The sequence below is a fragment of the Tistrella sp. genome, assembly GCF_002684955.1.
Taxonomy (GTDB): domain Bacteria; phylum Pseudomonadota; class Alphaproteobacteria; order Tistrellales; family Tistrellaceae; genus Tistrella; species Tistrella mobilis.
The window spans coordinates 1-14,214 of sequence record NZ_NYWI01000032.1 but is presented as its reverse complement, the minus strand read 5'-3'; the positions used below and the strand labels follow the sequence as shown (position 1 = coordinate 14,214).

Here is a 14,214-nt window from a genome sequence, read left to right as displayed (position 1 = left end):
TTTCCGTCGTCCACATTCTGTCCGCTCCCATTTCCTCTGGCGCGGCATAGAATCACAACGGATTCACCGGATTCAATAACCTTCCGGACGGGCTCTTAGCCTCAATCTAAGATGTTGGAAGAACTGCGAATATTTTCAACCTCGCGACATCGCCCTTGACGCAAAACCACACCCTGGCTCTCTCCTGTCGACCGAACCGCAGCGCACCGTGCACAAAAGACCCAAATCTATTATCCAAGTATCTTCCCAACCGTCGTTGATCTGGGTCAAATCCGTTTGTATGACGCCTGGAGTGTTGCGTTTCGACGAGCGGTAGTTGTCATTAGGAATATTATCTCTGGATGCGGCGGGTCTGACTCGGTTTCCTATTTATCGGCCGCCACCGATCTCGTTCCCCTGCGTGTGACCAGACCTACCCCGAGGACCGTGAGCGCGATGCCGATCAGTTGCGACCAGCCCAGGCTCTCGCCGTAGAATAGGGTGCCCATGGTTAGGCCGAAGATCGGGATCAGGAAGCTGAAGGCGTTCGCCCGATTGAGCGGGGCCTTCTCCAGCACGGAGAACCACAGCCAGTAGACGAGCGCCGTTCCGAACAGGCTGAGGCCGAGGAGGGCAGCGACGAACGTGAACGACCATCGGATTGCCGTCGGCTCCTCCATGGCCCAGGCGCCGAGAATGAGCGGGATACTGCCAATCAGCATCTGAAGACCCATAGCCATGAGGGCATCGACATTGCCGGCGATCCGCTTGATCAATACGTTGCTGACCGTGATGCCAAGCGCGGCTAGGACGATATAGGCGACGCCGAGGATGTAGTTGTTCTGCCCTTCGGAGAGGAGCTGCGGTGACACGATGACGAGAATCCCGACAAAGCCCAAGGCCAGTCCTGCTTTGCCATGCGCGGTCAACCGTTCATTGAGAACGATGCCCGCCAGACCTGCCGCCATTAGCGGCTGGGTGTTGGCGATTACCGTAGCGATACCTGGAGAGACAAACTCCGCAGCATGAAACATACCCAGGAACCCCAGGCTGGTGGCCCCCAGTCCGACGACGGCGACCATCGCCCATACCCGGCCTTCCTTGGGCAACGGCTGGCGCAGCGCGAGCGCTAGGGCGGTTAGCACCACGCCAGCCAAAATCGCCCGCAGCGCGGCGAAAGTCAGATGGGGGGCGAACTCAATACCGGCGGTTATCAGGGGGAAGCAGGCAGCCCAAAGCAGCATCACCAGAATGATTTGCGCAATCGTTACGATGGTCACCCGTCCAGCACCTCGTCCTCTACCCAAAACACAATTGTCTGTCCACGAACTATCGCAGCTCGCGGGCAGACAGCGCACAACGTCCTTGGAAAGTCGCGCCGATGCAATAGCATGACAAGCAGTAAAACTCGTTCTCTGGGATTTGAGGCGCTACGAAAGTGATTTCCGAGACCTATGTCTGGCTGGTCTGGTCGAGTGCCTTCCTGATTCCTTGGGCCATCGCCTATATTGCCTTTCCCGCCCATCGCCGGGCGATGATCTGGACAAGCCTGTTTACGACCCCCTTCGGCCTTACCGAACCTCTGTTCGTTCCGGAGTATTGGAGTCCGCCCAGCCTGTTCGACTTGGCCCGGCGCACCGGGTTTGACATCGAGAGCCTGATCTTCTGCTTCGGGATCGGCGGCATCGGGGCGGTCCTCTACAATCTGCTGACGCGGCAGAGGCTCGAGCCGACGCTCACAACGGAACGGCGTCAGCCGCGCCATCGCTTCCATGTGTGGGCGCTCGCCGCGCCTTTCTTAACCTTCCCGGTCTTCTATCTGTTCCCCTGGAATCCGATCTATCCCGCTATCCTCTCCATGGCGGTCGGCGCCGTCGCCACCGCGTTTTGCCGCACCGACCTCGTGCGCAAGACCTGGATCGGGGGCGTCCTGTTTCTGGCGTATTACGTGGTCTTCCTCATCGGGCTCGAATGGACGGCGCCGGGCTACATTGCTCGAGTGTGGAACCTTGAGGCTCTGTCGGGTTTGACTATCGCCGGCATGCCGGTCGAGGAACTGCTCTTTGCCGTTGCCTTCGGCGCCTATTGGTCAGGCATATACGAGCACTTCACTTGGAAGGTCCTCACCGCCTCGCCCGTGCGCCACGCGGACTAGTCGTTCATTCGTTCCGACCGGCGCGGACTGCGCCTGTACCGCCTTCCGTCTTCAGCGATGCGCAAGACCGTCCCACGGAGTTGGACGCCGTATGAACTAGCTCCGATGCCGTCGTCATCGGCCCGATCGGGCCGATCTGCCGCGTCGCCGAGAAGGCGGAAGCGAGAGCGGCGGGATCGGAAGGTGCTCCGCTCACGCTTCAGAGGGTGGTTGAAGTGTCATCATGACGAGATGAAGGAGGGCGCTGCGGCCTGCCCGCAGGCGTTCGGTGACCGTCCGTTCGCTGAGCTTCATCTCTTGCGCGATCTCGGGCGGCGTCTGATCCAAGATTTCGGCACGCCAAACCACCTCGGCACAATGGGGCTGTAGGAGTCCAATCAGCGTCCCAATGAACTCCCGTAGAATTGCCTCCAGCTCGGCGTCGTCGAAGTCGCACGGGGGGTCCGCTGGATCCCCGCACCCGCCCTCGTTACCTATAGGCCCGTCCGCGGCTGAGCTTGCCGTCAAGCAATTGCAATTGGGCAGGCGATCAGACGCGTCCTGCGTGCATCCACATGGCCAGGTTCGCGGTCCCTGAGAATCTTCAGACTCCGGAAGAAGTTCGTTGGTGCTCGCAATCAAGCCGGACCTCGAAACAGCAAGGGCTATGCATCCCACATTTCTGACCATCAGGCCTCGACCTTCCGCTGTCCAAGCCGGACCGGTGCGATAATCCAGATTCTCATGGCGTAATTAAAGACGTGAAGCGGTCGCTGATCGTTACACAAATCTTTCACGGGAGCGCGGGACCGCGCCAGCGGATCGGCCCGGCCGAACGACATCGACCAAGCCTGGCTTGGCGTCTCCTGTAACGGAAACAGCCGTTCTTCGTCTTCTAAGATACCAACGTCGTGAAGAGGTCAAAACCGCAATGGAGGAGAGATCGTGAGCGGAAAACGTGTATGGAGCGGATATATCGAACACGCACCCCGATTCCCGATGGCAGAACGAACCCGGGTCCACCAAAGCAAATCGCTTCCGGGTCGGCGCGGTGGCTGACGTTGTGGGTCGAACCGCATTGGTAACGGGCGGCACGCGCGGGATCGGCGCGGCAATCGCCAAGGCCCTGCGCGACGCGGACTATGCCGTCGCCGCGACCTATCACGGTAACGACGAGGCGGCCGAAGGCTTCGAGGCGGCTACGGGCATTCCTGTCTTCAAATGGGACGTGGCCGATGATGAGGCTTGCGCCGCGGGCGTGGCTCAGATTGCCGCCACGCTGGGACCGGTCGAGATCCTCGTCAACAATGCGGGGATCACCCGAGACGCCATGCTCCACAAGCTATCGTCTGAGCAATGGCGCGACGTGATCGAGACCGATCTCACCGCCTGCTTCAACATGTGCCGCGCCGTCATCCCCGGCATGCGCAAGGTCGGCTACGGCCGCATCGTCAACGTCAGTTCGATCAACGGCCAGAAGGGCCAACTCGGGCAGACCAACTACGCGGCGGCCAAGGCTGGCCTTCTCGGTTTCACCAAGGCTCTGGCGCTCGAGAGCGCCGCTAAGGGCATTACCGTCAATGCCATTGCCCCGGGTTATATCGCGACAGATATGGTTGCCGCAGTCTCACAAAAGATCCTCGATGGCATCGTCGCCCAGATCCCGGTCGGCCGGCTCGGCCGGCCTGACGAGGTCGCCCGGGCAGTCCTCTTTCTGGCGAGCGACGAAGCGGGCTTCATCACCGGCTCGACGCTGACCGTCAATGGCGGCCAGTACATGACTTGAGCGAAACCGCGAACCTAGCGCTCCCCAGCGAAATAAGAAGGAAGTTACCTCGATGACTCACAATCAGGTTGTTCTCTGCTCCCCCGTCCGCACGGCGATTGGCACCTATGGCGGTTCCCTGAAAGACTTGCCGGCAACCGAGCTCGGCGCCACGACGATTCGCGCGACGCTCGAGCGGTCCGGCCTTGATCCGTCGCTTATCCAGGCCGTGGTCATGGGTCAGGTGGTTCAGGCTGGCGCCAGGATGAATCCTGCGCGTCAGGCGGCGATTGGCGCTGCCATTCCCGTGGACGTGCCGGCCATGACCGTAAACCGTGTGTGCGGCTCGGGCGCTCAGGCGATCGCCTCGGCGGCCCAGGAGGTCATGCTCGGCCATCTCGACTGCACGGTTGCCGGCGGCATGGAGAACATGGACCAGGCGCCCTATCTCATACAGCGGGGCCGCTGGGGTTATCGAATGGGCGACGCTCAGATGTATGACAGCATGCTCCATGACGGTCTCAACGACGCCTTCTCCGGCGAGCATTCAGGCTGGCACACGGAAGATCTGGTGAAGCAAGCCCAGGTCACCCGCGAGGACCAGGATCGCTGGGCCGAGCGCTCCCAGCGGCGCTTCTCCGAGGCCCAGGCCGCCGGCAAGTTCAAGCAAGAGATCGCTCCGGTCGAACTCAAGACCCGCAAGGGGACGACGACTTTCGATACCGACGAGCACAACCGGCCCGATACCACTCTCGACAGCCTGAGCAAGCTCAAGCCCGCCTTCCGCAAGGACGGCACCATCACCGCCGGCAACGCGCCGGGGCTCAATAGCGGCGCGGCCGCGATGATTGTCGCCGAAGCAGGTTGGGCGGAGAAGAACGGTCTTAAGCCCATGGCCAGGCTGGTTTCCTACGGTGTGGGCGCGGTCGAGCCGGGCATGTTCGGACTTGGCCCGATGCCCGCCGTCTATCAGGCCCTGGAGCGCGCGGGTTGGAGTGTCGGCGATCTCGACCGGGTCGAAATCAACGAGGCTTTCGCCGCGATTGCCGTTGCATTGGTGCGTGAAATCGGGCTCGAAGAAGACATCGTCAACGTCGAGGGCGGCGCCATTGCGCACGGCCATCCGATCGGCGCGACTGGAACCGTTCTCACGACGCGGCTCCTGCATGCGATGGAGCGCGACGGGGTCAAGCGTGGCCTCGTGACACTCTGTATCGGGGGCGGGCAGGGGATCGCCCTCGCCTTGGAGCGGATGCCCTCATGATGGTAGCCGGTTTCACGGGGGGCCGGCAGCTTGAACGACGGGCCGGTGACAAGCCCTCCGATTGGACTGCTAGGCCCGGCGCTGAGGGCACAGCTGCAGGAGGAGCGCCATGGACCGGCGAATGAAGATCAACATCTGGTACGCGATCCTGGCGGTGTTCGGGATCATCATGCTTCAGAACTTCTGGTCTCAAGGGCAACACGTTGAGACCATCCCCTACAGCGCGTTCGAGCAATATCTGGAGGAAGGCCGCTTGAGCGAGGTGACAGTCACCTCGCAGTACATCCGCGGGACACTGAAGGGCGAAGAAGGCGCGCAGCAACAGCACGTTGTCGCCAACCGCGTCGATCCGGCGCTTGCCGAGCGGCTCGAGCAATATGGCGTGCCGTTCTCGGCCGCCAGGGATAACACGTTCCTCGGCAACCTCTTGTCTTGGCTCCTACCCATGGTGCTGTTCTTCGCTGTCTGGATGTTCCTGATCCGACGCATGGCCGAGAAGCAGGGCTTCGGCGGCGGCATGATGTCGATCGGCAAGAGCAAGGCCAAGGTCTATCTGGAGACCGACACCAAGGTCACTTTCGAGGATGTCGCCGGTGTCGACGAGGCCAAGGCCGAACTCGAGGAGATCGTGGCTTTCCTGAAGGAGCCGCAGGGCTACGGCCGGCTTGGGGCTCGCATGCCCAAGGGCGTTTTGTTGGTCGGACCGCCAGGCACCGGCAAAACGCTTCTGGCTCGCGCGGTTGCCGGCGAGGCTGGCGTGCCTTTCTATTCGATCAGCGGCTCGGAGTTCGTGGAGATGTTCGTCGGCGTCGGCGCTGCTCGGGTGCGCGACCTGTTCGAACAGGCGCGCAAGCAGGCCCCGGCGATTATTTTCATCGACGAACTCGACGCCCTCGGCCGGGCCCGCGGCGCCTTTCCCGGCATGGGCGGCCATGACGAGAAGGAGCAGACCCTTAACCAACTCCTCTCTGAGCTCGACGGCTTCGATCCGCGTGAGGGCCTGGTGCTGCTGGCGGCGACCAACCGCCCCGAGATCCTCGATCCCGCTCTGTTGCGGGCGGGTCGGTTCGACCGCCAGGTCCTTGTTGATCGGCCGGACAAGATCGGCCGCATTGCGATCCTGGACGTACATCTGAAGAAGGCGCAGATCGCCAACGACGTGAACGTCGAGCAGATCGCGGCGCTCACCCCGGGGTTCAGCGGGGCCGATCTCGCCAACTTGGTCAACGAGGCCGCCCTGCTCGCCACGCGGCGCGGCGCCGAGGCAGTTTCGCTTGAAGACTTTACCCAGGCGATTGAGCGCATCGTCGCCGGTCTGGAGAAGAAGAACCGGCTCCTGAACCCCAAGGAGCGGAAGGTCGTCGCCTACCACGAGATGGGCCACGCGCTGGTCGCCATGTCGTTGCCGGACATGGACGCCGTCCACAAAGTCTCGATCATTCCGCGCGGCATTGGCGCGCTCGGCTACACGATCCAGCGCCCGACCGAGGACCGCTTCCTGATGAGCCGGGGCGAACTCGAGAACAAGTTGGTGGTGCTGCTGGGCGGGCGTGCGGCGGAGACGGTGGTGTTCGACGAGATCTCGACTGGCGCAGCCGACGATATTGCCAAGGCCAGCGACATCGCGCGTAGCATGGTCACCCGCTTCGGCATGGCCGATACGCTGGGGCAGATCGCCTACGAAGACGAGCCGCAGCGTTTCCTAGGACCGATGCCGATGACTACCGGCCTCGAGCGCCGCTACAGCGAGGAGACGGCCCGCAAGATCGACGATGCAGTGCGTGAGCTGGTCGACAAAGCCTTCGAGAACGCGATGACCATCCTCAAGGAGAAGCGCGCGACCCTCGACAAGGCCGCCGAGGAGCTTCTTCAGAAGGAGACGCTGGGCGGTGAGGAACTGAGCCGCCTCATCGATCAGGGCCTCGGTTCGGACGCTCCCCTGGACGTCGCCGCCGCATCGGCACGCGAGACCTAGTGCCATCGCCTGTGGTGCAGCGCGGAAACCGAGAGCTGCGAGCGGCGGGCTTCTCTTACCCCGGGCGCCGCGTTTCCACCGCCCGCGCCACCATGGGCCGATGGGAAGAAAGAATGAAAGGTCGAAACGAACAGGGAGGCTTAGATGGTTGTCGCGACAATGTTGGCGGTGTCGCTCGTCGTCGTCACGTTCTTGTTTCATTACGCAGTTCTGCGCTGGCTGTCCGGCGGCATGGCGCGGATCGCGATGACGGCTGGCGTGCGCATCCTGGTTATTATTTTGATGGCGCTTGCAGCCCACCTCGTCGAGGTCGGTCTCTACGCAGGCGCGTATGCACTCGGCGATGGCGTGCTCGCCCTCGGCAGCTTCGGAGGTCTGGCCGTCGCCGAACCGCTCGACTACCTTTACTTCTCGATCGTGAGCTACACCTCGCTCGGACTCGGCGACGTGTTCCCCAGCGATCACCTGCGCTTTGTCACCGGCGTCGAGGCCTTGAACGGCCTGCTTTTGATTGCCTGGTCCGGCTCCTTCATCTACATCGCCATGGGACGCCTCTGGCCCTGGCAGACCTGTGCAGAGCCCGCCCGCGTCGCCGCGGGCAAGAGGATTAAAAGAGCGGCTTCATGACGTTTCATCTCACCTTTTAGGCCGGTATTGGTACCGTTACCGGCTCTAAATGCTTACTGGAAACTGGAGACCAGCATGTTCTTTTCGGTTGCGGTTGATTTGTCCGGTGATAGCAATTGGAAAATCGCAGCACCTCCAGGAAGGTTGGGCAATTCAGAACTTTAGATTGACCGCGGAATAAGTTCGTGTCGGAGTAAATATAATGAAAACTACTAATTTGGGTCGAGGCGCCGAGCAATGCTGCGTAGTAATGTGCAAAATCAAAAACACAGACACTGTAGAGTAGGCGAAAGCGCACGATGAAATCTGAATACCAAGCGAACAGCATTACCTTGATTGGCGGTGTCTCGATGGGCACCGGTGTCATGATCGGGGCGGGAATTTTCGCGCTCACCGGGCAGATTGCCGAACTGGCGGGACCATGGTTCCCGCTCTCCTTCATCGCAGGCGGCATCGTGACCGGGTTCAGCGCCTACACCTATGTGAAGATGTCGAACGCTTTTCCGTCCGCCGGCGGGATCGCAATGATCTTGCAGAAGGCCTACGGGCCGGGGGCGATCGCGGCGGCAGCGTCTCTGCTGATGGCGCTCTCGATGGTGATCAATGAGAGCCTTGTCGCGCGGACCTTCGGGACCTACGTCCTCAGACCGTTCGATCTGGGTGCGGATAGTATTCTTGTGCCCGCGCTCGCCGTTGGGCTGATCGTCTTTGCTTATCTGGTTAACATCTCGGGCAACCGCTCCGTCGGCCTGTTCTCGGTCGTTATGGCGTTTTTGAAGATCGGCGGCATTGCCGTCTTCGGCATTGCGGCGCTCGCGGCCAGCGGGTTCACCTTCGAGCCTGCGTCCGGATCGTCCGAGACCATCCCGATCGCTGGCTTCACGGCGTCGGTCGCCCTGTCGATCCTCGCGTTCAAGGGCTTCACCACGATTACCAACAGCGGCGCCGAGATCGTCGACCCGCATCGCAATGTCGGCCGCACGATCATCTTTTCCATCGCGATTTGCGTGGTGGTCTATCTGCTCGTCGCATTCGCGGTCGGCTCCAGCCTTTCGCTTGAAGACATCGTCGCCGCCAAGGACTATTCACTGGCCGAGGCGGCGGAGCCGGCGCTCGGTCCCTACGGCTTCTATTTCACCATCGCGCTTGCCGTTGTCGCCACCGCTTCGGGCCTGCTCGCAAGCGTCTTCGCCGTCTCGCGCATGCTGGCGATGCTGACCGACATGGAGATGATCCCGCACAGCCATTTTGGCATGTCCGGCCCGATCCGCGAGCATACGCTGGTCTACACGGTGGTGATCGCGTCGGTTCTGGCCGTGTTCTTCGATCTCAGCCGCATCGCGTCGCTTGGCGCGTTCTTCTACCTGGTGATGGATATCTTGATCCACTGGGGTGTCTTCCGCCGCCTGCGTCACGAGATCGGCGCAAGTGGTTGGGTGCTAATCGCGGCCATCGCGCTCGACGCGCTCGTGCTCGGCGTCTTCGGCGCCATGAAGCTGCAATCCGACCCGATCATCGTGGTCATCGCGGTTGGCGCCATCGCCGCTGTGTTCGCCTATGAGCGTGTCTTTCTGTCGCGCTGGACCGCGGAGGGAGAGCATAGCGGTCACTGACGACCGGCCTGGCCACCGCTCATCACCGGGCAATCGCGCCGTTTTCGAGTTGTCTCTCGTCATAGGCGAAGACGATCTCCGGATCCGGCTTGGCGGCGTGCTCGTCCTTGTCGGGGCAGTCGACCAGCGACATCAGATGACGGATGACATTGAGGCGGGCGCGTTTTTTGTCGTCCGCCCGAACCACATACCAGGGCGTGATCTCATTGTGGGTGCGCTCGAACATCTCGTTGCGGGCGGCGCTGTAATCGCCCCAATGCTTGATGGCGACCTTGTCGATCGGACTGATCTTCCACTGCTTTAGCGGATCGATGCGGCGGTCCTTCAGCCGGCGCTTCTGTTCCTCTTTTGAGATATCCAGATAGTATTTGAAGACTTGGATCCCGGCATCCACGAGCATGTGTTCGAAGGGCAGCACCGAGCGCATGAATTCTTCATATTCGGCGTCGGTGCAATATCCCATGACACGCTCAACGCCGGCGCGATTGTACCAACTGCGGTTCATCAGGACCATTTCCTGGTTTGAGGGCAAGTATGGAACATAGCGTTGGAAATACCAGGAATGGCGATCCCGGTCGGACGGCTTGCCGAGCGCGACGACGCGGGTTTCGCGCGGGCTCAGATTCTTCGTTATCCGCTTGATGACACCGTCCTTGCCCGCGGCGTCGCGGCCTTCGAAGAGGATGAGGATTTGAAGATCATTCTCGATCAGATGCCGCTGCAGCTTGACCAGTTCCACTCGAAGGTGGTGCAGGCTCTGTTTGTAGCCCTCGCCATCGGGTTTATCGTTCTTGGCGTTCTTGCTCATCTCTCAAACTCCTTGAAATTTCGCTGTGTCGCGCCCTCAGGCTGTCTTGACGATGATGTCATGCAGGATATCGCCGGCATGCGCCAGATGATCAGCGGCGTTGGACAGGTGACGATAAATCTCACGCCGTTTCAGCGCCTCCATGACAAAGGACAACCCTTGGACGACCGCGGCGCATGCCGCCTGATCCATCGGCTCCAGCAATAGTTCGAGGTCTTCCCCCGGTTCCTTCCGACGCGCTGCGAGATCCCGCACGTAATGTTCCGGATCGAACAACTCGGCGATCGCCTGACGGTAGATCTTTTCGGCCTGGCGTTCGGTCTTTCGGACGGTGGCTGCGTCGCGCTCCGTGTCCAGCGGCTTCGTCTTCAACCTGGCGAAGCCGGCTTGCAGTGCTTTCGCACCCTGATGCAGGAGTCTTGCCATCTCAAGCATGTGCATGTCAGGCTCTACTCCAAGTATCTCCATCTCGCGCACCGTGGTCTTGGCGTAGTTGAGGCCTTCGTCAATGGCGGTACTCGCCCGGTAGATATCCTCGCGATCGAATGGCGTCGAGAAGGAGCGATTCAGCACGTCGATGTTTCTGGCCTTGAGCTTGTCGCCTTCGTGCTCAAGCCGGCGCACTTCCTTCGCCTTGGCTGTATCCCCCGTTTCCATGAAGGCGACAAACTCGTCCATTGCATGCACAACCAGATCGCATTGATCGTTCAGCAAGCCATAGAAATCCGGCATACGCGGAAACACTGCATTCAAGAGTCTTAAAAACCGCGAGGTGGGTTTATTCGTTGTCGTGTTTGGCCTGGTCATCACCGCATTTCCTTTGCTCGCTCTAGCCAATCACTTTGGAGAAGATCGTCCGGTTGTTGCCAAAGCATACAGAGGGTGCACTTCGTCAACGATCGGCGATCCGGATGTGATTGTCCTCTCTTGACTACGGGAGAGGCAGTCATGGAAATGTCCTTATAAATATTCATATGATATCATCCCCACGAAAATGCCGACGGACAGGGCGGAGAATCCGAAAAACGTGGGCCATCTCAGAGCTCTGTCACCCAAGATCAAAATAATTCCGAACTTGAAGATCAGGTTGGCGAAAAAGGCTAAAATCACTGCATAAGCCGCCACTTTCGGTGCAACGATTTGATCAGAAACGAGTTTAAGGTTTGATACCGTGATCGCATCCAGATCAGTCAGCCCCGATACGAAGGAAACCAGGAAAACGCCAGTATCGGCCAGCACGTCGTTCATGAATGCAGAGAGAAACAATACCACTGCGAAAAGGAGTGCGAAACTGGCGGCAGTGACGAGTTTGGTGGGGTTTCCAGTGTCCAGAGCTGGCAGAGGATTGCGCGACCTAATAACCCGACGATACGACCACAGCACGAATAGCGCACCGGCTGTGCCGCCACCCACCAGCCAGGGGATCATGAGCGGAAGCATCGTATATTCAATTACAGAGACCAAGATGCCAACACGGATGAATTGAACCAGGTGGGATAATAAAATTATCGTGGCGGCTATGTATGAAAATCCTTCTTGTTGCCTGCTGTGTTTTGCATAGACCAATGTTGTTGCCGTTGTTGACGCCATTCCCCCCAATAAACCGACGATCAGAATTCCAGACCTGTGGTCGAACAATCGCAGCGCAACATAGCCTAATAGACTGAGACCGCTGATCAGGACGACAAGCCAACCAATTTCATAGGGATTTATGACATCATAGGGGCCATAGGTCGCATTAGGTAAAATCGGTAATAAGATGAACGCAATTGCGGCAAACTGTAAAAATGAGATGATATCCTGCTTGGTCAATCTGTGTGGGACGTTACGCAGTTCCTTGCGGAAATAGAGCAGGGCGGTAATAAAGACGGCGAGCGCGGTGGCTAAAATCGGGTGACCTACCCACAGCATGTATCCGAGGCCGAAGGTGAGAACGCCTGCCAGAACCGTTGTAGTATGGGGGTCTTCAGATTTGGATTTGAACTGCGCGACCAGCAGGCTTATGGCCACCAGTCCGAGAATTACGAGCGCAATCTCGTTATCGGTGCTTTGTTTGCTGATATAGCCACCCAACGAACCTGCGAGCGCGATCAATGTGAACGTACGTAAGCCCGCTACTGCATTTCCATGTCGCTCCCGCTCAAGACCGATCAAAAAGCCGATGCCAATGCTTTGTGCAAAAAGCAGCAGATGAGAGAGCTCCAGACTCTGATCCATCATCCTGTTACCTCCAACGCAATCCGCGTAAGAAGGTAGAACCCGATCGACACGGCAGCGGCCCCCGGCATGGTGATGAGCCATGTGCCAGCGATATGCCGGGCTGTGTTCCAGCGCACTGCCTTTGGCCGTTCGGAGGCGCCGATGCCCATGATGGCGGTGCTGACTACCTGGGTGGTCGACACCGGCCCCCCGATCGCGGAGGCGGCCAGAATCACGCCGGCTGACGTCAGTTGGGCATCCAAAGCGTGGATGGGCCGAACCTTGTAGATGCCAAAGCCGAGCGTCCGCACGATCCGCCAGCCGCCCGCCAGCGTGCCCAGAGTGATCGCCGACGCACTTGCGAGGATGACCCACAAAGGCACATAGAATTCGGCACTGACCCCGCCGAGCACCAGCAGCATGGCGATGATGCCCATACCTTTCTGCGCGTCATTGGTGCCGTGGGAGAAGGCGAGTGCTGCGGTCGCCAGCCATTGGAACCAGCGAAGATACCGGTTGGCGGTGGGACGCGCACCGCGTAAAGCAAAGCTCATGATCCGATGGGTCACCCAGCCGAAGAGAAATCCAAGAACAGGCGAGATGAGGAGCGCGCCCAGAACCTTGGTGACGCCCGTCAGCTGGCCGGTCGCCGCAGCTGCGAAACCCCAGACAACATGGCTTGGCCCGGCGGCAACAACAACGGCGCCGACGAGGCCGCCGACGAGCGCCTGGGATGATGAGGCCGGCAGGCCGAACCACCAGGTAATCAGGTTCCATGAAATAGCGCCGGCAAGCCCGGCAAGGATGACCGTCAGCGAGGCGACAGACTCGAGATTGGTCACGTCGACGAAATTCCCGATCGTGTTGGCGACCGCCGTGCCGCCGAGGATGGGTCCGAGAAAGGTGAAGAACGAGACGAGGATGGCCGCCTGGATCGGCGTCGTGGCTCGCGACGCCACGATTGTCGCCAGCATGTTAGCGGCGTCCTGCAAGCCGTTGGTGTAGTCATAGACAAGGACGATGAGCACGCCGGCGATCATCAGGGCCACTGCGCCGGTCATCGGACGGCCAGCGGTTTCGATTGGGCCGAACGTGCTGTGCCTAGACCTGTCATTTCCAGGGTCTCATGCGCCACGCCAGAACGGCTTGGCGCGCAGGAACGCGGCCATGTCTTTGACGAGGCGATCTTTGGCCGCGATCGCAGCATGGCGATGCCAACCGACGGTCAGGCCACCGGCATGAGCCCAGACCGGGGCCGCTTGATCTCTGCCGGTGAGGGCCAGTTCGCGGAGGAGCGTGTCCGCAGCGGCCACATCGTTCAGATACCCAAGCCCATCCTGAAGGCCAGCGAGATGCTTGCGGTAGGCTTTCGCCTGCTTTTTTGGGTAGAGACTCTCGAAGAAGTCCACCGCATAGCGCAATCTTTTTACGGCGAGGCGCAACTCATGAAGCGCGGTCTCGGATAGATTTGCGATATCTCGTCCTTGTCTTCGGACGTTCCGGTCCCGCTTCTGCAGCAGCTTCACGCAATGGTCGCCGATCGGATCGAGAAGGCGTGTCGTCCGTTCCGTGACCGGCTGATCGCGCCAAGCCTGGCTTGACAGCCAGGCGCTGAGGCGCAACAGGAACTCCGTGTACCTCTCCGTCCCTAAGGCCTCGCGAGCGCGCCGGCGGCTCTGCTGTCTTGCCTGCTCCACCGCCGCCATTAGGGCGTCGAAGCCTTGATCCCCGCCATAGAGCTGCGCCACGGGTGCTAGGGCGTAGACTCATAAGCTCAGGCACCAGATCCTCGCGGCCACGAGCTTGACGGCGGCGAGATAGTTCTCCGGTCGCTTGTCGTAGCGAGTGGC

At 60.2% G+C, this 14,214-nt stretch carries 12 protein-coding genes and 1 pseudogene; 6 read left to right on the top strand and 7 right to left on the bottom strand.

The window, feature by feature from the left end; genetic code table 11:
• Positions 1 to 365 precede the first annotated feature (365 nt).
• On the bottom strand, positions 366 to 1,259 hold the full coding sequence (locus CMO28_RS10455) for a DMT family transporter (protein ID WP_296713168.1): 894 nt from the start codon (positions 1,257 to 1,259) through the stop codon (positions 366 to 368).
• 158 nt (positions 1,260 to 1,417) lie between these two features.
• Here CMO28_RS10455 and CMO28_RS10450 point away from each other — a divergent pair, with 158 nt between their 5' ends.
• From CMO28_RS10450 to CMO28_RS10425, 6 genes are all read left to right on the top strand, one after another.
• Positions 1,418 to 2,134: a lycopene cyclase domain-containing protein gene (locus tag CMO28_RS10450; protein WP_296713167.1), complete on the top strand. Its 717-nt coding sequence runs from the start codon at positions 1,418 to 1,420 to the stop codon at positions 2,132 to 2,134.
• Between the two features lie 1,042 nt (positions 2,135 to 3,176).
• Positions 3,177 to 3,899 carry an acetoacetyl-CoA reductase gene (phbB, locus tag CMO28_RS10445; RefSeq protein WP_296713169.1) on the top strand — a complete coding sequence of 241 codons (723 nt, stop codon included), beginning with the start codon at positions 3,177 to 3,179 and terminating at the stop codon, positions 3,897 to 3,899.
• Between the two features lie 52 nt (positions 3,900 to 3,951).
• Positions 3,952 to 5,142, top strand: coding sequence for a thiolase family protein (locus CMO28_RS10440; RefSeq protein WP_296713166.1), 1,191 nt, complete (start codon positions 3,952 to 3,954; stop codon positions 5,140 to 5,142).
• A gap of 109 nt (positions 5,143 to 5,251) precedes the next feature.
• Positions 5,252 to 7,117 carry an ATP-dependent zinc metalloprotease FtsH gene (gene ftsH / locus CMO28_RS10435; RefSeq protein ID WP_296713165.1) on the top strand — a complete coding sequence of 622 codons (1,866 nt, stop codon included), beginning with the start codon at positions 5,252 to 5,254 and terminating at the stop codon, positions 7,115 to 7,117.
• Positions 7,118 to 7,261: 144 nt separating this feature from the next.
• Positions 7,262 to 7,744, top strand: coding sequence for an ion channel (locus CMO28_RS10430; protein ID WP_296713164.1), 483 nt, complete (start codon positions 7,262 to 7,264; stop codon positions 7,742 to 7,744).
• A 299-nt stretch (positions 7,745 to 8,043) separates the two neighbouring features.
• Positions 8,044 to 9,357, top strand: coding sequence for an APC family permease (locus CMO28_RS10425; RefSeq protein WP_296713163.1), 1,314 nt, complete (start codon positions 8,044 to 8,046; stop codon positions 9,355 to 9,357).
• Between the two features lie 22 nt (positions 9,358 to 9,379).
• Here CMO28_RS10425 and ppk2 read toward each other — a convergent pair whose 3' ends face one another.
• The 6 genes and pseudogenes from ppk2 to CMO28_RS10395 all read right to left on the bottom strand — a co-directional run.
• Complete coding sequence (gene ppk2 / locus CMO28_RS10420) at positions 9,380 to 10,165, bottom strand: polyphosphate kinase 2 (protein ID WP_086466601.1); 786 nt, start codon at positions 10,163 to 10,165, stop codon at positions 9,380 to 9,382.
• Positions 10,166 to 10,201: 36 nt separating this feature from the next.
• A complete protein-coding gene (locus tag CMO28_RS10415; RefSeq protein WP_217895504.1) occupies positions 10,202 to 10,972 on the bottom strand; it encodes a DUF47 domain-containing protein in 771 nt (256 codons plus the stop codon).
• Between the two features lie 153 nt (positions 10,973 to 11,125).
• Positions 11,126 to 12,385 carry an MgtC/SapB family protein gene (locus CMO28_RS10410; protein ID WP_176342562.1) on the bottom strand — a complete coding sequence of 420 codons (1,260 nt, stop codon included), beginning with the start codon at positions 12,383 to 12,385 and terminating at the stop codon, positions 11,126 to 11,128.
• Positions 12,382 to 13,425 (bottom strand): inorganic phosphate transporter, encoded by a 1,044-nt coding sequence (locus tag CMO28_RS10405; RefSeq protein WP_086466604.1) that lies wholly within the window; start codon positions 13,423 to 13,425, stop codon positions 12,382 to 12,384. Before CMO28_RS10405 ends, CMO28_RS10410 begins: the two co-directional genes overlap by 4 nt.
• 63 nt (positions 13,426 to 13,488) lie before the next feature.
• Positions 13,489 to 14,112: a CHAD domain-containing protein gene (locus CMO28_RS10400; RefSeq protein ID WP_296713162.1), complete on the bottom strand. Its 624-nt coding sequence runs from the start codon at positions 14,110 to 14,112 to the stop codon at positions 13,489 to 13,491.
• 18 nt (positions 14,113 to 14,130) lie between these two features.
• Positions 14,131 to 14,214, bottom strand: a pseudogene (locus CMO28_RS10395) (IS5/IS1182 family transposase); the annotation flags it as partial.